This is a genomic window from Devosia sp. LjRoot16 (assembly GCF_964252795.1).
In the GTDB taxonomy this organism is placed as follows: Bacteria; Pseudomonadota; Alphaproteobacteria; order Rhizobiales; family Devosiaceae; genus Devosia_A.
The window spans coordinates 2131209-2152520 of record NZ_CAXUPH020000001.1; the positions used below are offsets into that span (position 1 = coordinate 2131209).

The 21312-nt window shown below is 65.6% G+C and carries 17 protein-coding genes; 14 read left to right on the forward strand and 3 right to left on the reverse strand.

Annotated elements, in window-relative coordinates; translation table 11 throughout:
* Positions 1-15 precede the first annotated feature (15 nt).
* The 14 genes from ACSQ23_RS10145 to ACSQ23_RS10210 all read left to right on the forward strand — a co-directional run bounded on the left by ACSQ23_RS10145 (position 16) and on the right by ACSQ23_RS10210 (position 18080).
* Positions 16-405, forward strand: a complete 390-nt coding sequence (locus ACSQ23_RS10145) for a response regulator (RefSeq protein WP_055886854.1) — start codon at positions 16-18, stop codon at positions 403-405.
* A 288-nt stretch (positions 406-693) separates the two neighbouring features.
* Positions 694-3216: a methyl-accepting chemotaxis protein gene (locus ACSQ23_RS10150; RefSeq protein WP_436090530.1), complete on the forward strand. Its 2523-nt coding sequence runs from the start codon at positions 694-696 to the stop codon at positions 3214-3216.
* A gap of 403 nt (positions 3217-3619) precedes the next feature.
* On the forward strand, positions 3620-6133 hold the full coding sequence (locus ACSQ23_RS10155) for a methyl-accepting chemotaxis protein (RefSeq protein WP_436090531.1): 2514 nt from the start codon (positions 3620-3622) through the stop codon (positions 6131-6133).
* A gap of 45 nt (positions 6134-6178) precedes the next feature.
* Positions 6179-9103, forward strand: a complete 2925-nt coding sequence (locus ACSQ23_RS10160; protein WP_436090532.1) for a methyl-accepting chemotaxis protein — start codon at positions 6179-6181, stop codon at positions 9101-9103.
* 166 nt (positions 9104-9269) lie between these two features.
* The gene (locus ACSQ23_RS10165) at positions 9270-11690 is read left to right on the forward strand and encodes a methyl-accepting chemotaxis protein (protein ID WP_436090533.1); all 2421 of its coding nucleotides are present in this window, start codon (positions 9270-9272) and stop codon (positions 11688-11690) included.
* Positions 11691-11821: 131 nt separating this feature from the next.
* Positions 11822-12121, forward strand: a complete 300-nt coding sequence (locus tag ACSQ23_RS10170) for an antibiotic biosynthesis monooxygenase family protein (protein ID WP_156384782.1) — start codon at positions 11822-11824, stop codon at positions 12119-12121.
* Positions 12093-12470: a DUF1801 domain-containing protein gene (locus ACSQ23_RS10175; RefSeq protein ID WP_082528508.1), complete on the forward strand. Its 378-nt coding sequence runs from the start codon at positions 12093-12095 to the stop codon at positions 12468-12470. The genes ACSQ23_RS10170 and ACSQ23_RS10175 overlap by 29 nt, the downstream gene beginning before the upstream one ends.
* Before the next feature lie 42 nt (positions 12471-12512).
* Positions 12513-12875 (forward strand): methylglyoxal synthase, encoded by a 363-nt coding sequence (locus ACSQ23_RS10180; RefSeq protein ID WP_082528507.1) that lies wholly within the window; start codon positions 12513-12515, stop codon positions 12873-12875.
* A gap of 148 nt (positions 12876-13023) precedes the next feature.
* The gene (locus ACSQ23_RS10185; protein WP_055886822.1) at positions 13024-13806 is read left to right on the forward strand and encodes an ABC transporter ATP-binding protein; all 783 of its coding nucleotides are present in this window, start codon (positions 13024-13026) and stop codon (positions 13804-13806) included.
* Positions 13806-14510, forward strand: coding sequence for an ABC transporter ATP-binding protein (locus tag ACSQ23_RS10190; RefSeq protein WP_055886819.1), 705 nt, complete (start codon positions 13806-13808; stop codon positions 14508-14510). The genes ACSQ23_RS10185 and ACSQ23_RS10190 overlap by 1 nt, the downstream gene beginning before the upstream one ends.
* Positions 14511-14515: 5 nt before the next feature.
* A complete protein-coding gene (locus tag ACSQ23_RS10195) occupies positions 14516-15517 on the forward strand; it encodes a branched-chain amino acid ABC transporter permease (protein ID WP_055886816.1) in 1002 nt (333 codons plus the stop codon).
* On the forward strand, positions 15514-16803 hold the full coding sequence (locus ACSQ23_RS10200) for a branched-chain amino acid ABC transporter permease (RefSeq protein ID WP_056003518.1): 1290 nt from the start codon (positions 15514-15516) through the stop codon (positions 16801-16803). Before ACSQ23_RS10195 ends, ACSQ23_RS10200 begins: the two co-directional genes overlap by 4 nt.
* A gap of 84 nt (positions 16804-16887) precedes the next feature.
* Entirely contained in the window at positions 16888-17427 is a 540-nt protein-coding gene (locus ACSQ23_RS10205; protein ID WP_082533612.1) for an MbcA/ParS/Xre antitoxin family protein, read from the forward strand.
* Complete coding sequence (locus ACSQ23_RS10210; RefSeq protein ID WP_056003927.1) at positions 17424-18080, forward strand: RES family NAD+ phosphorylase; 657 nt, start codon at positions 17424-17426, stop codon at positions 18078-18080. The genes ACSQ23_RS10205 and ACSQ23_RS10210 overlap by 4 nt, the downstream gene beginning before the upstream one ends.
* Positions 18081-18233: 153 nt before the next feature.
* Here the strand turns inward: ACSQ23_RS10210 and ACSQ23_RS10215 are convergent, their stop codons facing one another.
* The 3 genes from ACSQ23_RS10215 to ACSQ23_RS10225 all read right to left on the reverse strand — a co-directional run bounded on the left by ACSQ23_RS10215 (position 18234) and on the right by ACSQ23_RS10225 (position 21196).
* Positions 18234-18881 carry a TetR/AcrR family transcriptional regulator gene (locus ACSQ23_RS10215; protein ID WP_056003515.1) on the reverse strand — a complete coding sequence of 216 codons (648 nt, stop codon included), beginning with the start codon at positions 18879-18881 and terminating at the stop codon, positions 18234-18236.
* A gap of 33 nt (positions 18882-18914) precedes the next feature.
* On the reverse strand, positions 18915-19850 hold the full coding sequence (locus ACSQ23_RS10220; protein ID WP_056003512.1) for an SDR family oxidoreductase: 936 nt from the start codon (positions 19848-19850) through the stop codon (positions 18915-18917).
* A 137-nt stretch (positions 19851-19987) separates the two neighbouring features.
* The gene (locus ACSQ23_RS10225; protein ID WP_197421420.1) at positions 19988-21196 is read right to left on the reverse strand and encodes an ABC transporter substrate-binding protein; all 1209 of its coding nucleotides are present in this window, start codon (positions 21194-21196) and stop codon (positions 19988-19990) included.
* Positions 21197-21312: the final 116 nt, after the last annotated feature.

Below are 21312 nucleotides of genomic sequence, written 5' to 3' on the forward strand. Positions count from 1 at the left end.
AGGCGCAGCGTAACGATGCCGAAGGCAAGTGCAGTCAGTGTGATGATCGTCGATGACCAGCAGTCCATGCGGGGCATCTGTAAATACATCCTCACCCAGCTGGGGTTCACCAACATCGTCGAAGCCAAGTCGGGACGCGATGCGCTCGGCAAGCTCGAAAAGAGCAGCGTCGACCTGATCATCTCCGACTGGAACATGGACGATATCGACGGGCTGACGCTGCTGCGCGTCATCCGCAAGCACCCCAAGACGCAGGGCATGCCGTTCATCATGGCCACCGGCCGCTCCGACAAGGAGCAGGTGAAGGAAGCGATTTCGTCGGGCGTCAACAACTACATCATCAAGCCGTTCGACGCTTCGACCATGAAGAAGCGCATCGAGGCGGTGATCGGCGTGCTGTCGTAAGCACAGCCTCCTGCTGAAGCTAGCAAGGCCGCCTCCGGGCGGCCTTTGCTTTTGGTGCAACTGGCTGTGCCGACAGGCATTTTCGGGCGGCCAATGTAATCGACTACATGCCCGGAAATGCTGGGCTCGCTACGCATCGTTCCGTAACACGAAATTAATCCGCCGCTGCCAGTCTTTGCCCAGTCGTGCACGGGCCTTGGGGGAGGGTCGACGTGATGCGGGCGCCGTAGCTGCGCTCCGCCCTCGGCATTTCCTCCCCAGACGGCCGCATCCAGGAGGAGCAGGCGCATGGGTTGGTTGCCAAAATTCAAGATCGCGCAGAAGCTGCCGCTCGCACTGGTCGGTTCGGCGCTGCTGGTCAGCGCCGGCGTCGGTATCGCCAGCTACCTGATCGGCTCGAGCACCGTCGACCAGATGAGCATCCGGCAGATGCAGATGGCGGCCGGCGACCGGGTGAAGTCGTTCGAGACCTATCTCGAAACCATCGAGGCGGACCTGGTGAACCAGGCGGCGGCGGAAAGCGTGCAGACGACGCTGCGCGATTTCGCCATCGGCTGGGGCCAGTTCGCCACCTCCAAGCCCGCCGCTGACCCCATCGCCACGTTGCGTGGCAATTACATCGACAACAACCCCAACGCGGCCGGCGCACGGCAGGCGCTCGATACGCCGCAGCAGGCGCCGGGCGCGAAGAAGTGGAACTACGATTTCCTCCATTCCAAGGTGCATCCGAACTTCCGCCGCCAGCTCGAGGCGCGTGGCTATTCGGACCTGTTCCTGTTCGATCCCAAGGGCAACCTCGTCTACTCGGTGATGAAGAACGACGATTTCGCGCGGAACTTCGCCGAGGGCGGCGAGCTCGCCGATAGCGGGCTGGGCCGGGCCTTCCGCAGTGCCGCGGCGTTCACCGAGCCGGGCAAGGTGGCATTCGAGGACCTAAGCCTTTATGCGGTGGCCGGCATGCCGGCGAGCTTTCTCGCGACGCCGGTATTCGACGCGCGCAACAAGCTGATCGGGGTGATGGCGATCGAAATGCCGATCGGGCCGATCAACCTGATGCTGCAGGACAATGCCAATCTGGGGCAGACCGGCGAGAGCATCCTGGTCGGCGCTGACAAGCTGATGCGGTCGGACTCGGTGTTCTCCACGGACAATGACACGCTGAGCGCCAGCTACGACTATCCGGTGGTCGACGCGGCCCTGGCGGGCAATCGGGCGGATGGCGTCACCACGGATTATCGCGGCATGCGGATGATCGCCACGGCGCTGCCGGTGGAGTTCAACGGCGCCAAGTGGGCGATGGTCACCACGATGAGCGAAGACGAAGCCTTCGCGCCGGTGGCCGAGATGCGCAACATGATGCTGCTGGTCGGCGCGGGCCTGCTGGCAGTGGCAGCGGTGGTGGGCCTGCTTTTCTCGCGCAGCATCTCGAAGCCGATCAGCCGGCTGACCGAGACCATGGGGGCGCTGGCCGAGGGTAAGCTCGATACCGAAGTGAAGGGCGCCGGCCGCAGCGACGAAATCGGCGACATGGCCAAGGCCGTGCAGGTGTTCAAGGAGAATGCGCTGAAGGTCACCGAGATGACCGAAGGCGAGCGCGCCGCTTCGATCCAGCGCCGGGCCGACCGGACTGAGATGATGCAGACGCTGCAGCAGGCGTTCGGCGAGGTGGTGGATGCGGCGATATCAGGCGATTTCACCAAGCGGGTCGAGGCGGAGTTCCCCGACCAGGAGCTCAATGCGCTGGCGCATGGGGTCAATGAGCTAGTGGCGACGGTCGATCGTGGCATGAGCGAGACGGCCGAGGTGCTGGCGGCGCTGGCCCATACCGACCTCACCCACCGAGTGCGCGGCGACTACCAGGGCGCGTTCCTCAGGCTCAAGACCGACACCAATGCGGTGGCCGAAAAGCTCGGCGAAATCGTCATGGGGCTGAAGCAGACCTCGCGCTCGTTGAAGACGGCGACGGGCGAGATCCTGTCGGGCGCCAATGATCTCTCGGAACGCACCACCAAGCAGGCGGCGACGATCGAGGAGACCTCGGCAGCGATGGAGCAGCTGTCGGGCACGGTGCTCGCCAATGCCGAGCGGGCCAAGGACGCGTCGAATGTCGCGGCAACGGTGACGCGGACCGCCGAAGACGGCGGGCAGGTGATGCATCGGGCGACCGAGGCGATGGAGCGGATTACCCACTCGTCGGGCAAGATTTCGAACATTATCGGGATGATCGACGACATTGCCTTCCAGACGAACCTGTTGGCGCTCAACGCCTCGGTGGAAGCGGCGCGGGCCGGCGATGCCGGCAAGGGCTTTGCCGTGGTGGCCGTGGAAGTACGGCGGCTGGCGCAGTCGGCGGCCAGCGCCTCGAGCGAGGTGAAGGTGCTGATCGAGCAGTCGGGCAGCGAGGTGAAGGGTGGCTCGAAGCTGGTGGCGGAAGCCGCGGCCAAGCTCGAAGCGATGCTGGTGGCGGCGCGGTCGTCGAACGAATTGATGGATTCGATCGCCCGGGCCAGCCAGGAACAGGCCTCGGCAATCGAGGAAGTGAATGCGGCTGTCCGCACCATGGACGAGATGACCCAGCACAATGCGGCGCTGGTTGAAGAAACCAACGCGGCGATTGAGCAGACCGAGGCGCAGGCGACGGAGCTTGACCGGATCGTCGAGGTGTTCCGTATCGGCGACGCCGCGCCGGTGCGGGCGATGGAGCCGCCAGCCAAGGGCATCCGCGCCTTGCAGGACAAGGTGCGCGTAGCGGCCAAGTCGTATCTCAGCCGCGGCAACGCGGCGGTCGACAAGGATTGGGCCGAGTTCTAGGCGGCGCCCTCCAGGGGGTAACCGAGCGTCCCGCTACACCGGTGTCATCCCAGCGAAAGCTGGGACCCAACCCACCGCCTGCACCAGCGGATAGATGGGTCCCAGCTTTCGCTGGGATGACATCGAGTTTGGTGAAGCTGTGGTGGTTGATTGTCGGCAAAGAAGAAGGGCGTTTACTAGCCGCCTCTTCTTTGCGCAGACCGCCGGCTATTCGCCCGCAAGTGCAGAGCGCACTACGTGTCGTTCCGTAATCAGAAATTAAGGCGCGATGCCTAGTCTCCGCCAGGTTGTGCACGGGCCTTGGGGGATGAGGCGGCGTGAACAGCGGAAGCAGGATGCTTCCGTTTCGCTGCGGCAGGATTGCCGCTCCCCCGGACGGCCAATACTGGGGGGATATTTTAGCATGGGTTGGCTTCCGAAATTCAAGATTGCCCAGAAGCTGCCATTGGCAATGGTGGGCTCGGCGCTGCTGGTCAGTGTCGGCGTGGGGCTCGGAAGCTACGTGATCGGCTCGGGCATTGTCGCCGACATGAGCGCGCGGCAGATGCAGACGGTGGCCTCGAGCCACGCCGACAAGTTCTCCACCTATCTGAAGACCATCGAAGCGGACCTGGTGAACAGCGCCGCGACCGACAGCGCGGTGAACGCGGTGCGCGACTTCGCCATCGCGTGGAAGAGCTTCGCCAAGGCAACGCCGCCGGGTGACCCGATCGTGGTGCTGCGCGAGGCGTTCATCACCAACAACCCGCACCCGGCCGGGCAGCGGCAGCTGCTCGATATCAACGACAAGGGCCGGACTAATTACGACACCACGCACGACAAGGTGCAGGCGACATTCCGTCGGCAGCTGGAGCTGCGCGGCTACCGCGATTTCTACATGTTCGATACGGCGGGCAACCTCGTTTACTCGGTGATGAAGAACGACGACTTCACGTCGAACTTCGCCGAGGGCGGCGACATGGCCGATAGCGGCCTGGGGCGGGTCTACCGCAAGGCGCTGGCGCTGACCGAGCGCGGGCAGGTGGCCTACGAAGACGCCTCGATCTATGCGATCGCCGGCTCGCCGGCGAGCTTCATCGCGACGCCGGTGATCGACGTGCGCGGCAAGCTGATGGGGGTGATGGCGATCCAGATGCCGGTCGCCCCGATCAACCAGATGCTGCAGGAAAACACCCAGCTCGGCCAGACCGGCGAGAGCTTCTATGTCGGCGCCGACAAGCTGATGCGCTCGGACTCGGTATTCTCCGAAGGCGATGACACGCTGAGCGCCGTCTATGACAACCCAGTGGTCGAGGCGGCTTTGGCGGGGAACGCCGCCAGCGGCGTCACCACCGACTATCGCGGCATGCGGATGTTGGCCAACGCCACGCCGGTTACGTTCAACGGCACCACCTGGGCGATGGTCACCACCATTGCCGAAGACGAGGCGTTTGCGCCGGTGGCGCAGTTGAGGAACACCATGCTGGCGATCGGCGCGGGGCTGCTGGCGCTGGCCGCCGTGGTGGGCGTGCTGTTCTCGCGCAGCATTTCGAAGCCGATCAGCCGGCTGACCGAGACGATGGAGGCGCTGGCCGACGGCAAGCTCGACACCGAGGTGAAGGGCGCCGGCCGCAGCGACGAGATCGGCGACATGGCCAAGGCCGTGCAGGTGTTCAAGGAGAACGCGCTGAAGGTCACCGAAATGACCGAGGGCGAGCGGACGGCCTCGGTGCAGCGACGCGTCGAGCGCACGGCGATGATGCAGGAGTTGCAGAAGGCGTTCGGCGAAGTGGTCGAGGCGGCGATCTCGGGCGATTTCAGTAAGCGCGTCGAGGCGGAGTTTCCGGATCAGGAACTGAACGCACTGGCGCATGGCGTCAACGAACTGGTCGCGACCGTCGATCGCGGGCTGATCGAAACCGGTGACGTGCTGTCGGCGCTGGCGCAGACCGATCTGACGCAGCGGGTGAACGGCCAGTATGGCGGCGCCTTTGCGCGGCTGAAAGACGACACCAATGCGGTGGCCGAACGGCTGACCGAGATCGTCGGCCAGCTCAAGGGCACCTCGCGGTCGCTGAAGACGGCGACGGGCGAGATCCTCTCAGGCGCCAACGATCTGAGCGAGCGGACCACCAAGCAGGCGGCGACGATCGAGGAGACCTCGGCGGCGATGGAGCAGCTCTCCGGCACGGTGCTCGCCAATGCCGAACGGGCCAAGGATGCCTCCAATGTTGCGGCGACGGTGACGCGGACTGCCGAAGACGGTGGCCAGGTGATGCATCAGGCGACCGAAGCGATGGAGCGGATCACCGCGTCCTCGGGCAAGATCTCGAACATCATCGGGATGATTGACGACATCGCCTTCCAGACCAACCTGTTGGCGCTCAACGCGTCGGTGGAAGCGGCGCGGGCTGGCGATGCCGGCAAGGGCTTTGCCGTGGTGGCGGTAGAAGTGCGGCGGCTGGCGCAGTCGGCTGCCGGGGCGTCCAGCGAAGTGAAGGCGCTGATCGAGCAGTCGGGGACGGAAGTCCGGGGCGGCTCGAAGCTGGTGGCGGAAGCCGCGGCCAAGCTCGAAGCGATGCTGGTGGCGGCGCGTTCCTCGAACGAACTGATGGATTCGATCGCGCGGGCCAGCCAGGAACAAGCGTCGGCGATCGAAGAGGTCAACGCCGCCGTCCGCACCATGGACGAGATGACCCAGCACAACGCGGCGCTGGTCGAAGAAACCAACGCCGCGATCGAGCAGACCGAGGCACAAGCCACGGAACTCGACCGGATCGTCGAAGTGTTCCGCATCGAAGCGCAGCAGGCGCCGGCGCGCGCCGCGGAAGCGCCGGCCAAGGGTATCCGGGCTTTGCAGGATAAGGTGCGCACCGCCGCCAAGTCATACCTGAGCCATGGCAATGCCGCGGTCGACAAGGACTGGGCGGAGTTCTAACCGCAAAACCTGACGGTCCTCGCGAAACGTCCAGAAGGGACAACAATGCGCAAACTCACCCGGACCATAGCCGCTCTCGTCATCGGGGCCCTGCCGCTTGCCGGCGGGCTCTATCTGGGGTGGCAGACGACGGCCCAGATCGAGGCAGCGCAACGCGAGGCCGATGGGGTGCGGTATGCTGGGCTGGTGCTGCCGGAACTGGTCGGGCTCGCCCGGGACGGCGCGCTGCCGGCGGCCGATCCGGCGCTCGCCGAGGCGGCGCGGAGCGGCGATGCGCAATTTGGCACGGCCTCGCTGTCGCGGGCCTACGACGCCTTGAAGGCGGAACTGGCCGCCGGGGCGCATCCGGCCGCGGCGCGCAATGCCGCGGCGATGCTGGTGCAGCGTATCCATGACAGCTCCGGGCTCCGTGCCGATCCAGGTGCAGAGCAACTGATCGAGGTGCCGCAGGCGGCCAATGCGGCGCCACTGTCGCCGGCGCTGATAGAGGCCACCCGCTACGCGGTCGCGGTGCAGCCGGCCGAGCTGGCGCGGCTTGAAGAGGTCTTGGCCGAGTTCCGCGCAGCGACCGCCGGCGGCCGGACTACGGCAGAGGGCAAGGCTTACACCGCGGCGGCGACGGCGCTGGCAGAGCGGGTGGCGGCAGGCATCACGGCGATCCCCGATGCCAGGGCGCGATCGGCTTTTGACTGGGCCGGGCTCGATGCGGCGCATGATGCGTTCCAGGATGCGGCGCTGGCGTTGGGCCGCGCCTCCGGCGCCGATATGCGGCAGTTGCTGGAGCAGCGGATCGCCGAGGCGGGCGGACGGCTCACCCGGATCGGCGGGATCAGCGCGATCCTGGCGCTGCTCATGGGATTTGCTGCCTGGTTCGGGTTGGGGCGGTTGGGTCAACCGGCGATTAAGGAAGCTTCCCTATCGTCGGCGATGGGGATGAGCGGGGATGCCGGGCACGAAAGCCACGGCGACATGGGGGCTAGAATGGCCACGACCTCTTCGCAGAGCACAATCAATTCGAAGACTCTGGGTGGGCTGACGCTCACCACGACGATCTCGGCAATGGTGTTCCTCACGGTCACCGTCGCCATCGCGACCGTGCTGTTCGCGGTGTGGACGATGCTTGCCGCCAATACGCGCGACACCGCCAACCAGCGGCTTGCGGCAGACCTCAGGATTGCCGCGGCGATCCTCGAGGTGAACCTGCCGAACTCCGACATCTTCTGGAACGAGGCGGGCGAGCTCGAAAAGATCGAAGCCAAGGCGATGCCGAAATTCCGCAACCACGACCTGATCGACACGATCGGGCGGGTGACCGGCGATACAGCGACGCTGTTTGTGTTCGACGCGGAAACCCAGGATTTCACCCGCAAGTCGACCACCATCCTCGATGACAAGGGCGAGCGGATCCTCGACACGCCGCTGGCGCGCGACGGCGCGGCCTATCCGGTGGTGGTTGCCGGCGGCACCTACCAGGGCGAGGCCAACGTATTGGGTGTTCCCTATTATGCCATCTACCGGCCGATCCAGAACCTCAACAACGAGGTGATCGGGCTCATCTATGTCGGCATTCCGAAAGCGGAGATCGATGCGACGGCGAGTGAGGGGCTGCAGCTGCTGGCGCTGGTCGGCGCTGTGGCGGTGCTGGTAATCGGCGCGCTCTCGGTGTTCGCGGCGTCGCGGCTGATGCGGCCGGTACCGATGCTGTCGAAAAGCATGCGGCTGGTGGCCGGCGGCGCGCTCGAAACGGCGATCCCCTATACCGGTCTCCGCAACGAGATCGGCGAGATGGCGCGCAATGTCGAGGTGTTCCGCGCCAATGCACTGAAGGTGCAGGAGCTGACCGAGGACGAGCGCCTGGCGCTGGAGCAGCGCCGGGCCGAGCGGGCCGAGATGATGCAGTCGCTGCAGCAGAGCTTTGGCGACGTGGTGGATGCCGCGACCTCAGGCGATTTCTCGCGGCGGGTGGCCACCCGCTTTGCCGACGAGGAACTGAACCGGCTGGCCGGAAGCGTCAACACGCTGGTCGGGACGGTGGAGCGGATCATCGGCGATTCCGGCGCGGCGCTGGCGGCGCTGGCCGATACCGACCTGACGCACCGCATCGAGGGCAGCTATGAGGGCGCCCTTGGGCAGTTGCGCGACGATACCAATGAGGTGGCGGAAAAGCTCAGCCACATCGTCTTGACGCTGAAGCAGACTTCGCGCTCGCTGAAGACGGCGACGGGCGAGATCCTCTCGGGCGCCAACGATCTGTCGGAGCGGACGACGCGGCAGGCAGCGACCATCGAAGAGACCAGCGCGGCGATGACGCTGCTGGCTGACACGGTGCGGGCCAATGCCGAGAAGGCCGAGGACGCACGGCATGTCGCCGAGGACGTCAGCCGCACTGCGGAAGCGGGCGGCGCTGTGATGCAGCAGGCCAATGTGGCGATGGAGCGGATCACCCAGTCATCGGCGAAGATCTCCAACATCATCGGCATGATCGACGACATCGCCTTCCAGACTAACCTGCTGGCGCTCAACGCTTCGGTCGAAGCAGCGCGGGCGGGCGAGGCCGGCAAGGGCTTTGCGGTGGTGGCAGTCGAGGTGCGGCGGCTGGCGCAATCGGCGGCACAGGCCTCGAGCGAAGTGAAGGTGCTGATTGAGCAATCGGGCACCGAAGTGCGCGGCGGCACCAAGCTGGTTGCCGAGGCGGCCGACAAGCTCGAAGCCATGTTGGCGGCGGCGCGCCGCTCCAATGCACTGATGGCGGCGATCGCCGACGACAGCCGGCAGCAGGCAGGCTCGATCGACGAGGTCAACGCCGCGGTGCGGCAGCTCGACGAGATGACGCAGCACAATGCGGCGCTGGTCGAAGAGATCAATGCCGCGATCGAGCAGACCGAGGCACAGGCCGGCGAAGTCGACGGCATCGCCGACATCTTCACCGTCGACGCCCGTGGCATCGGGCGTAGCTCCCGCGCAGCGTGAAGGGGGCGGGCCGCCGATCCGACCGCCGGCCGCCACATTTCAACCAAAAGTCCTACCCGGAAGCATCGCCGTTTGACGCGATGTTAACGCTGCCATGCTGTGATCCCTGGTGAGACGCAGGACGCATTTCAGCTCGTCGACACTCCAGAAGGACTACGACCCCTCCATGCCCGCCAAGACCAAATTCAAGCTGCCGTCGCTGAAGCTTCGGGGCTCAATCATTCTTGCCGCCGCCGCCATTTTCACGGTCGCGATCGGCGCATCGCTCTATTACGTGGTCTCCAGCAACCGCGCCCAGGACCTGGCGCAGGCCGACGAAGTGGTCGGCGGGCTGGCCGAGACGCAAGCCGAGTCGATCAAGACGTTCCTGACCGGCTTTGCGGTGGCGGCCGATTCGACGGCGCGCACCGCCGAGGCGCTGCTCGCCAACCACGATACGTCGCCGACCACCTATGGCACGATCGTCACCAAGCAGCTGGCAAGCCTGCCGGGGGCGCTGGGCGTCTACATGATGTTCTCGCCCGACTCGGCGCTCTATGCGCGCCCGACCTTTGCCGGGTCGCACTTCCTGATCAGCGGCAACCATGTCGGCATTCTCGCCGAGAACAAGGCGGACGGCACGGTGGGCTATGGTTCGCTCGACAGTCCGGCGGGCTTTGACAGCTGGTTCACCGGACCGCTGAAGGCGGGTGTCGCGGCGATCTCGGGCCCCGACAATATCGAGGGCAAGCTCTACACCAGCTTCACCAACATCATCAAAGATCCCTCGGGCAAGGCCGTCGGCATGAGCGGCGTCGCCTTCGACTCGGCGGTGCTGGCCGCCAAGCTCGGCAGCGAGCCGCCGATGGGCAATGGCTTCATGGGGATCATCAACCAGCGCAATGTCTGGGTGCTGAACCCCGATCCCAAGCTGATCGGCACGGAAGTGAGCGAGCCGTGGGCGCTCGAGGCGCTGAAAGCCATGGCCTCGTCCGAGACATTCTCGTCGACCGGCGAAGCCGCCGGCCAGACCTGGAAGATGAATGCCCGCAAGGTCGACCTGCCCGGCGCCGATGCGGCCTGGACGGTGGTCGTCGCCGTGCCGCAGTCGACGCTGCTCGCCGACTCCGAAGCGCAGCTCCTGAACCTCCTGATCGGCGGCGTGGTGATCTTTGCGCTCGGCCTTCTGGCGTTCGCCTGGCTCGGTACGGCAATCGCCAAGCCGATCAGCCGGATGACCGGGGTGATGCGCAAGATCGCCGATGGCGACTACAGCGTCGAAGTGCCGTTCGGCGCGATGCGCAACGAGATTGGCGACATGTCGAAAGCCGTCGAGGTGTTCCGCGCCAACGGCCTCAAGGTGGCCGAGATGACCGAAGCGGATGCGGCGCGGATCATCCGCGACCAACAGGCGCGCAGCGCCATGATGGCCGAGCTGCAGAAGGCGTTCGGCCAGGTGGTGGATGCGGCGGTGGCCGGCGATTTCTCGCGCCGGGTGGAAACCGAATTCCCCGATGCCGAGCTCAACGCCATTGCCGGCTCGATCAACAACCTCGTCGCCACCGTCGATCGCGGCCTCGGCGAGACCGGTGAAGTGCTGGCGGCTTTGGCCGACACCAACCTCACCAAGCGGATGGAAGGCCAGTATGAGGGCGCCTTCGCCCGGTTGCGCGATGACACCAATGCGGTGGGCGACAAGCTGAGCCACATCGTCGGCCAGCTCAAGGAAACCTCGCGCTCGCTGAAGACGGCGACCGGCGAGATCCTCTCGGGCGCCAACGACCTCAGCGAACGCACCACCAAGCAGGCGGCGACGATCGAGGAAACCTCGGCGGCGATGGAGCAGCTTTCCACCACCGTGCTGCAGAATGCCGAGCGGGCCCGCGAAGCAAGCGAAGTGGCGAGCACCGTCACCCGTACCGCCGAAGAAGGTGGGCAGGTGATGGGCGACGCCAACGCGGCGATGGAGCGGATCACCCAGTCGTCGGCAAAGATCTCCAACATCATCGGGCTGATCGACGACATCGCCTTCCAGACCAACCTTCTCGCCCTCAACGCCTCGGTGGAAGCGGCGCGCGCCGGTGATGCCGGCAAGGGCTTTGCGGTGGTCGCGGTGGAAGTGCGGCGGCTGGCGCAATCGGCCGCCAGCGCCTCGAGCGAGGTGAAGGCGCTGATCGAGCAATCGGGCACGGAAGTGAAGACTGGCTCGAAGCTGGTGGCGGACGCCGCAGCGCGGCTCGTCGCCATGCTGGAGGCAGCGCGTTCGAGCAACCTGCTGATGGACGGCATTGCACGCGACAGCCGCGAACAGGCCTCGGCGATCGAAGAGGTGAACACCGCGGTGCGCCAGCTCGACGAGATGACGCAGCACAATGCGGCGCTGGTCGAGGAGACCAACGCGGCGATCGAGCAGACCGACGGGCAGGTGAACGAGCTCGACCGGATCGTCGATATCTTCACCATCTCGGGCGCCGCGCCGCAGCGGGTGGTGCAGGTGGCGCCGCCGGCCCGCGGCATCAAGGGCCTGCAGGAGCGGGTGAAAAAGGCCGCGAGCTCGTATCTGAGCCAGGGCAATGCCGCGATCGACAAGGACTGGGCGGAGTTCTGATCCGCCCGGATTCTGCTTCGACAAATGCTGGGCGGCTCACAATTGTGAGCCGCCGGCGATAACCCTGACACTCGGTGTCAGGTGATCCATGCGAAACCCTCTTCCGCGTTACAACGGAGAGGGTTTTGTTCATGACCCAGACACTCGAGCTCGTCACCTTTCGGCTGGCCCGCGGCAGCGGCCAGCAGTTCATCGATGCCAATGCGGCGATCAGCGACTGGCTGAAGCGGCAGCCGGGGTTCGTGTCGCGCCACCTGGCCGAGCGGGATGACGGCAGCTATGTCGACATCGTGTTCTGGCAGACGCACGAAGCCGCACTGGCGGCCAGCGGCAAAATGATGGAAGAGATGGCCCAGAGCGAGGCCATGACCATGATCGATCCAATGGGCCTCGAGATGAGCCATGGCACAATCCGACTCTCGGTCGACTGAAATGGTCGCCGACCTCCTGCAAATCGTACGGTCCTTCCCGCAACCCGTCGCGGATCTCGCGCAGAACCTGGCGCTGACGCTGCTCTCGGTGCGGCCAGACCTCGACGCCAAGGCGCGGCTCGGCTGGGGCTCGGTCAACTACCGGCACCCCACCGCCGGGTTCGTCTGCGCCATCTTCCCGATGGAGGATCACGTCTCGCTGGTGTTCGAGCATGGGCGGCTGCTGAGTTCGCCTTTGCTCGAGGGCGACGGCAAGCAGGTGCGCTTCATCCGGTTCGAGCCGGGCACGCCGATCCCCGAGGACGAGATCGCGATCCTGCTTGCCGAGGCCATTGCGCTCAAGGCGTGAGCCGTGCAGAAAACCTCCGACGACTACCTCCGGAGATTTCCCATGGCGCGTATCGGGCTCGTGGCGCACGACGACAAGAAGGACGAACTGGTCGCCTGGGCGAAGCTCAACCGGGACAAGCTCGCCTTGCATGAGCTGTGGGGCACCGGCACCAGCGGTGGACGGGTGACCGACGGCACCGGGTTGCCGGTGACGCGGCTGCTCAGCGGGCCGCTGGGCGGCGATGCGCAGCTGGGCGCAATGATCGCCGAGGGCCGGCTCGATGCGCTGGTGTTCTTCCAGGATCCGCTGACCGCCATGCCGCATGACGTCGATATCAAATCGCTGACGCGGCTGGCGACGCTCTACAACATCCTGTTGGCGCCAAACCACAGAACGGCCGACGCAGTGCTCGCGGCGCTTTGACCGTCTGGTCAAAGTCTCCACAACCCTATAATAGCCGCCCCCAATCGAAACGCGGTGCTTGGTTGACCGGTGTTTGTGCATATGCGCAGATGACCGCAAAACCGGCATAAGCCGCGAAGAAGAACGATTTCATCAGGACGGGGGCGGGGTGTCCTTCGACGCAGTCATCGACGTGAAGAACGTCAGCAAGCGCTTTGGCGGCTTGCGCGCAGTCAACGATTGTTCGCTCCGGGTCGAGCGCGGTTCGATCACCGGGCTGATCGGGCCGAACGGCGCCGGTAAATCGACGCTGTTCAACCTGGTCGCGGGCAATATCGTGCCCGATAGCGGGCAGATTATCTTTGATGGCCAGGATGTTACCGGGCTGAAACCGCATCAGCTGTTTCACCGCGGCATGCTGCGCACCTTCCAGATCGCGCATGAATTCTCCAACATGACGGCGCTGGAGAACCTGATGATGGTGCCCTCGGGCCAGCCGGGCGAGAGCCTGGTCAAGACCTGGCTGATGCCCGGCGCCATCAAGCAGGCCGAGCGCTCGGTGCGGCAGAAGGCGCTCGACGTCATCGATTTCCTGAAGCTCGGGCATGTGAAGCACGAGCTCGCTGGGAACCTCTCGGGTGGGCAGAAAAAGCTCCTGGAGCTCGGCCGCACCATGATGGTCGACGCCAAGGTGGTGCTGCTCGACGAGGTGGCGGCCGGCGTCAACCGCACGCTGCTGCAGGATCTGGCCGCCAATATCGAGCGGATGAACCAGGAGCTCGGCTACACCTTCTTCGTCATCGAGCACGACATGGATCTGATCGGGCGGCTGTGCGACCCGGTGATCGTCATGGCGCAGGGCGAGAAGATCGCCGAGGGTCCGATGAGCGAGATCCGTGCCAACCCCGAGATTATCGAGGCCTATTTCGGCTCTCCGGTGGAGGCCGCGTAATGGCACTGCTCGACATCAAGGACGTCGTCGGCGGATACGGCGGCGCGCCGATCCTCAATGGCGTTAACCTCGCGATCGAACAGTCCGATATCGGCGTGATCGTCGGCCCGAACGGGGCCGGCAAGTCGACGACGCTGAAGGCGATCTTCGGGCTCTTAAAAGTCACCGAAGGCTCGATCAGCTTTCATGGCGAAGCGATCCAGAACTCGCTGCCGGACCGGCTGGTGCCCAAGGGGCTGAGCTTCGTGCCGCAGGAAAAGAACGTCTTCACCTCGATGAGCGTTGAAGAGAACCTCGAGATGGGGGCGTTCACCCGGACCGACGACTTCAAGCCGACGATGGAATGGGTCTACGACATGTTCCCGGTGCTGCGCGAAAAGCGCCGGCAGCCGGCGGGTGAGCTTTCTGGCGGACAGCGCCAGATGGTGGCGATGGGCCGGGCGCTGATGAGCCAGCCCAAGCTCCTCTTGCTCGACGAACCGTCGGCAGGCCTCAGCCCCCGTTACGTGCTCGAAATCTTCGAGCAGATCGTCAAGGTCAACAAGGCGGGGGTCGCCATCCTGATGGTCGAACAGAACGCGCGGCAGGCGCTGGCCTTTGCCTCGCGCGGGTTCGTGCTCGCCACCGGCAAGAACCGCTTCACCGGCACGGGCGCCGAGCTCATCGCCGATCCCGAAGTCGCCAAGAGCTTCTTGGGGGGCTGACGGCAATGAATGAACTGATCTTCTTTTTCAACAACGTCGTCGTCGCCGGCGTGGTGCTGGGCTCGATCTATGCGGTCGGCGCCATCGGCGTGACGCTGATCTTCGGGATCCTGCGCTTCGCGCATTTCGCCCATGGCGACATGATGACCATGGGGGCGTTCATCGCGTTCCTGCTCGCCATGGCGGCAACGGCGCTGGGCATCACCACCCCGGTGGTGCCGACCGGCTTTCTGGTGCTGCCGCTGGCGATGATCCTCGCCGCGATCATCGCGCTGGGGCTCGACAAGGGGTTCTACGCGCCGCTGCGCAAACGCGGGGCACGACCGGTGACCATGCTGATCGCCTCGATCGGCGTGACGCTGATCATCCAGGGGATGATCCGGCTGTTCTTCGGTTCGGGCACCTACTCGTTCTTCGAGACCGAGCAGAAGCAGCTGGTGCGCATCCCGGTGCCGCTCGAGGGCGTCACCCGCACCATCAACTTCACCCAGCCGCAATTGCTGATGGTGCTCTGCACCGCGGTGGCGGTGCTGGCGCTGCACTTCTTCCTCACCCGTTCGCGGCTCGGCAAGGCGATGCGCGCCATGGCTGACAATGCCGACCTGGCGCAGGTTTCGGGCATCAACACCAAGCTGGTGGTGCGGGTAACCTGGATCATTGCCGGCTCGCTCGCGGCGATGGCCGGCACCATGCTGGCGCTCGACGTCAACCTGAAGCCGGACCTGGCGTTCAACATCGTCCTGCCGATCTTCGCGGCGGCAATCGTCGGTGGGCTGGGGCAATCCTACGGCGCCATCGCCGGCGGTTTCCTGATCGGCTTTGCCGAGACGCTGGCGATCTTCAACTGGTCGGTGCTGCTCAGGCCTGTGGCCGGCTCACTGCCGTTCGAGCTGCCGGCGACGCTGGCAATCGTGCCGACCGAGTACAAGCTGACGGTGGCCTTCGTGATCCTCGTGGTGGTGCTGCTGTGGCGCCCGACTGGTATCTTCAAGGGAGCCTCGACATGATCGCGCGTCGCTCCCTCGTGATGTTCGCCGGCCTGTTCGTGCTGTTCACGGTGATCGGCTGGTTCCTCGGCGCCGCCAATATCTCGCTGCTCCTGGTGCAGAGCTTTGCCTATGCACTGATCGCGCTCGGCCTCAATATCCAGTGGGGCTATGGCGGGCTGTTCAACTTCGGCATCATGGGCATGCTGATGCTGGGCGGCGCGGCCGTCACCTTCATCTCCTATCCGGTCAACGCGCAGTTCTGGGGCTCGGAAGGGCCGCTGATGCTGGGCAAGGCGCTGCTGGCGTTCCTCGCCGGGTTCCTGCTGGTCTGGGGGGCGCGGCACGCCGATCGCATCGGCATCAAGGGGCGGTGGAAGAGCGTCGTCACCGTTCTTGCCTGGATCGTCGCCTACACCGTCTATCGCAGCCAGATCGATCCGGCGGCGGCCTATATCGAGACTTCCGGCGGCGGCTGGGTCGGTGGGCTCGGTCTCCATCCGGTGCTCGGCTGGCTGTTCGGCGGGGTGCTGGCAGCCGGTGTCGCCTATGTGGTGGGCAAGATCTGCCTGGGGCTCCGCACCGACTACCTCGCCATCGCCACCATTGGCATCTCGGAGATCATCCGCGCGCTGCTGAAGAACATGGACTGGCTGACCCGCGGCACGCTGACCGTGTCGCCGATCCCGTGGCCAACACCGATCCCGCAGGACCTGCAGGCGCAGGGCGTGTCGATCTCGGAGTCGTTCATCTATGCGCGGCTGGGCTTCCTGGGCCTCGTGATCATCGTGCTCGCCGTTGCCTTCTTCCTGGTGCAGCGCGCCTATGGCGGGCCATGGGGCCGGATGATGCGGGCGATCCGCGACAACCACATCGCCGCGGCCTCGATGGGCAAGAACGTCACCCGGCGGCAGCTCGAGATCTTCGTGCTCGGTTCGGTGCTGATGGGCATCGGCGGCGCCATGCTGGTGAGCTTCCAGCAGATCTACGATCCGGGCGCCTATCAGCCGATCAACCACACCTTCCTGATCTGGGTGATGGTGATCGTCGGCGGGGCGGGCAATAACTGGGGTGCGGTGTTCGGGGCGCTGCTGATCTACATCACCTGGATGATCTCCGATCCGGTGTCGCAGTGGCTGTTCAACAACATCTCGAACTGGTCGACCGATATGGGCTGGGGCGCGATCCCAGAAATCCAGTCGCGCGCCAGCCAGATGCGAGTGTTCGTGCTCGGCGTGGTGATCACCATCGCGCTCCGCTACGCGCCGCGTGGCTTGATCCCGGAAGTGGTGCGGCGCGAGGCGTAGCGACAGGCTCGGGCCAGATCTGGAGGGTGTGCTTGTAAATTGTCTGGATTTGGACTATGTCTTGATCCGGACAAGGAGCGTATCATGCAGTTCGGGTTCCGTGAAAAGCCGCAGGCGGCGTTCGTACCGGCGAATGGCAGCGACGACATCGTCGATTTCGGCCGGTTCACGGCGCCCAACCGGCGCCGGCTGAGCGGGCCGGCGCTCCGGACGTTCCTCAACATCGCCGAGCTCTGGGGCCTCAATGAGGAGCAGCGGCGGCTGGTGCTCGGTTATCCCTCGCGCTCGACCTACCATCATTGGGCCAAGCTGGCGCGGGAGCTGCAGCCGTTCACGCTCGATCTCGATGCGCTGCTGCGCATCTCGGCGGTGTTCGGCATCCATCAGGCGCTGGGTGTGCTGTTTGCCGACGAGGCCGCAGGGGTGCGCTGGCTCAAGGGGCCGCATCTGGCGCCGCTGTTTGGTGGGCAGCCGCCACTGGCGCTGGTCACTTCGGGCACGCAGGACGGGCTGATGGCGGTGCGGCGCTTCCTCGATGCGGCGCGCGGTGGGCTTTACATGCCACCCAATGCGCTGGATGCGGCGTTCACCCCGTACGAAGACAGCGACATCGTCATCCGCTGATGCAGGCGCCCGCCCCGCAGCCGAGCCATCGGCTGATCCCGTCGCGATTTCCACCGATCGGGCTGTTCGACACTGTCGCCACCACCGCCGATGCCGAGGCGGTGATGGAGCTCGCCGGCTGGACCAATGACCGGCTGGTCAGGCAGCGGCTGGCGCGCCTGCCGCAGCACGAGTGGGTGTTCGGCCGGGCCAATTCCAGCATCGTCATGGCGGCGTTCCTGCATGCAGCGCCGGGCGGTTCGCGCTTCAACGGGCCGGAGCTCGGCGCCTGGTACGCCGCGGCGGCGCTGGTCACTGCGATCGCCGAGGTCGGGCATCATCTGAGGCGCGAAGCGCTGGCCCGCGGCACGGAGACGCTGCAGCGCACCTTCCGCAGCTATACGGCGCGGCTCGCGGGCAGCTATCGCGATATCCGCGGGAGCGAACCGGAGCTGCATGCCTCCGACAGCTATGCGGCGGGGCAGGCGTTCGGCGAAGGCCTGCGGGCTGCTGGAGAAGACGGCGTGCTCTATGACAGCGTGCGCCACCGCGGCGGCAGCAATGTCTGCGCCTATCGGCCGAGCCAGGTGCTCGACGTGGCGCAGGCGGAGCATCTGGAGGTGACGGTCAGCGCCCAAGAGAAGCGGATCGAGGCGAGGCGGCTGGGGGCGTGATCTCTGGTGCCGGTGCGGGCTGACCCCCACCCCTGTCCCCTCCCCGCAAAGGGGAGGGAGACCCTCACACTGACATCGCAGTTTGCGTCTCCCTCCCCTTGCGGGGAGGGATCAACGGGGGGGCCACAGCCACCGGCGGCAGCAACCTACCCGCTAAGCAATACTGGCAAGGATCGCTCGTACGGCGCGGGGCAGGTCGCGTTCGATGTTGGGGCGGTGCCGGGCGAATTCCGGGCGGGACAGCACGCGCTCGGCGGCGGGCGCTGGATGGGCGCCCGGCCACATGCCGACGACCAGCGAGCCGATCATGGCCATGGCCCACAGTGCATCCTCGGTCGACGCTTTTGGCAATCGGGTGCGGAGTGCCGCGGCCATCTCAGCGGTCATGCCGCCCATGGTGCGCTTCACCATGACGATGGTGTCCTCCGAGACGTTGGCCTCGAGCGTGCTGGAGAGGATCGAAGCGAGGTGCGCAAACCGGGGCCGGGAGATGAACTGCTCGGTGAGGCAGCGTGCCAGCGCGTCGAGGTCGCCTGTGGGCGTTGCGGCGAGAGCGGCCGAGAGCGCCGGAACCAGGTGTTCCATCTCGGCGAGGAACAGGCTCAGCAATACCTCTTCGCGGCTCTCGAAGTAACGGTAGACATTGGACTTGGTAAAGCCGGCCCGGGCGGCAATAGCGTTGAGGCCGGCGCCGAGTGGGCCCTCGGCATCGAACAACTCAGCCGCCGCCGCGAGCAGGGTCTCGCGGCGTGCGCTGATCTCCTCGGGCTTTCGGGCCCGCTGGAATGTCGTCGTGGTCATCGGATGCTGTGGTGCGGCGCGCCGCGACCACTGTCAAGCCGCAACGCTGGCGCGATCGGGGAAGCGGATACCGGTCAGCTGCTCGGAGGCCTGCCACAGCCTGCGGGCAACCTCGAGGTCGGTCGACTGGGCTGGGATCGAGGCTTCGCCCGGGTATCCCCGGATCTCGAATAGCCCCCGCGGGCCATAGTAGCCGCCAGGTCTGGCATGGATGTCGGTAGCTGCCATCAGGGTTGGCAGCGCGCCTTGCGGCACCGGCTGGAACAGCATGGAGAGATAGCGACGGGCCAAGCCGGCTGGGCTCGAGTCACCCATGCCGTTGACGATCAGCTCGGTTCGCGCCACTCCGGGATGCGCAACCATACTCGCAATCCCCCAGCCATCAGCGTCGCTGCGCCGCTGCAGCTCGAAGCCGAACATCAGGCAAGCCAACTTGGTCTGGCTGTAGGCAACCATCGGCTTGTAGTCATGCTCGGACTGCAGGTTGGCGAAATCGATCCTGCCCCCTCGGGCTGCTACGCTGGCGAGCGAGACGACCCTGGGTGCTGCTGCCGCCACCAGAAGCGGCAACAGCAGGCCGGTCAGCGCGAAGTGGGACAGGTAGTTGGTGGCAAACTGCAGCTCGAGCCCGTCGGCGGTCAGCTCGCGCTGCGGTGGCGCCATGACGCCGGCATTGTTGACGAGGATGTCGAGATGGTCGTGCGCGCTGGTGAAGCGCTCGGCGAAGGCGGCGACATTGGCGAGAGCGGCGAGATCGAGACTCTCATACGACACCTTTGCACGCGGCACTTCGGCGCGGATGCGGGCGAGGGCGGCGGCGCCCTTATCGGCATTGCGGCCGGTCAGCACCACGTCGGCGCCGGCACGCGCCAACGCCAGTGCGGTTTCATAACCTAACCCACCGGTAGCGCCGGTGATGAGGGCAAGCTTGCCCGATTGATCCGGAATGTCCTTGGTCGACCAGCTCATGGCTGCACCTCAATAAGAGAACGATGGTCTGTAATTAAGAGACCAACGGTCTGCTTGCAAGAGGCGGCAAAAGAAAAAGGCCCGGGATCGCTCCCGGGCCTCGGAATTGGTGCAGGCCTGAGGCCTCGGGAAGGTGCTTACTTCACCGGGCCGACTTCGACGAACTTGCCGTCGGTGACGCCAACCTCGACGATGATGCCGTCGACGTCGCCGGCCTTGTCGAAGTCCGCCGGACCACCAGCGCCATCATAGTCGATGTCGGTGCCGGCCTTGATCAACTCGAGCGCCTTGGCCCACTCGCCGGGCAGGATCTTCTCGCCCGGAGCCGAAGCGACTTCACGCAGAGCGGCCGAAAGGCCTTCGCGCTTGGCCGAACCGTTCTTCTCGATCGCGAGGGCGAGGAGGAACGCAGCGTCGTAAGCCTGCGGCGCATAGGTCGCCGCCGGGTCCTGGCCGGCATCGGTCGCCAGCTTGATGTAGGTGTCGGCCGAGGCACCGGTATAGGCACCGGCGCGGGTGGCGATGATCTTGCCGTTGACGGCAGCCGGATCGAGGCCGGTCACCAGGTCGTCGCCGATCATGCCGTCGCCGCCGACGAATGCGGTGAATTCGCCGCCTTCGATGGCCTGCTGCAGCACAGTCTTGCCCGAGCCCGAAGCGTAGGCGAGGATGACGAGGTTCTGCGAGCCGCCCGAGGACAGCTGGCCGAGCTCGGCGCGATAGTCGGCCTTGCCGTCTTCATGCGCGATGTTGGCCGACACAGTGCCGCCATTGGCGGTGAACTGGGCGACGAACACGTCGGCGAGACCCTTGCCGTAGTCGTTGTTCACGTAGGTGACGGCAACGTCCTTGATGCCCTTCTGGGTCAAGAGGTCAGCAAGCTTGACGCCCTGGAAGGCGTCCGACGGAGTGGTGCGGAAGACCAGGTCATTGTCTTCGAGCGTGGTGAGCGCCGGCGCCGAAGCCGACGGCGAGATCTGCACGACGCCGCCCGGGATGCCGGCAGCAGTGGCAGCGCCGATGGTGGCGCCGGTGCAGAAGGCGCCGACAATGGCGGTCACCTGGTCGGTGTTGACGAGCTTGTCGGCGGCCGGGCCGGCCACGGACGGATCGCAGGCGCTATCACCGGTGACGGAGACGATCTTGCCGCCGCCGAGGATGCCGCCCTGGGCGTTGACCTGGTCGAAGGCCAGCTGGGCGCCGGCGACGATCGGCGGCGCCAGGCTTTCGATCGGCCCGGTCAGATCGCCAAGAATGCCGATCTTGACGTCTTCGGCGAGCGCCGGAACTGCGAGACCGAGCACGGTCGCGGCAACGGCGAGGCCAAGGATACTGGATTTGTTCATGATGTCCCTCTGCAACGTCGCTCCGCCGTGCGGCGTTGTTTACCGCCGTCTCCACCGAAGCAACAATCAACGGGGGCACAACCCGTGCCCCGCTGCGGGCGATATTGCATAAATTG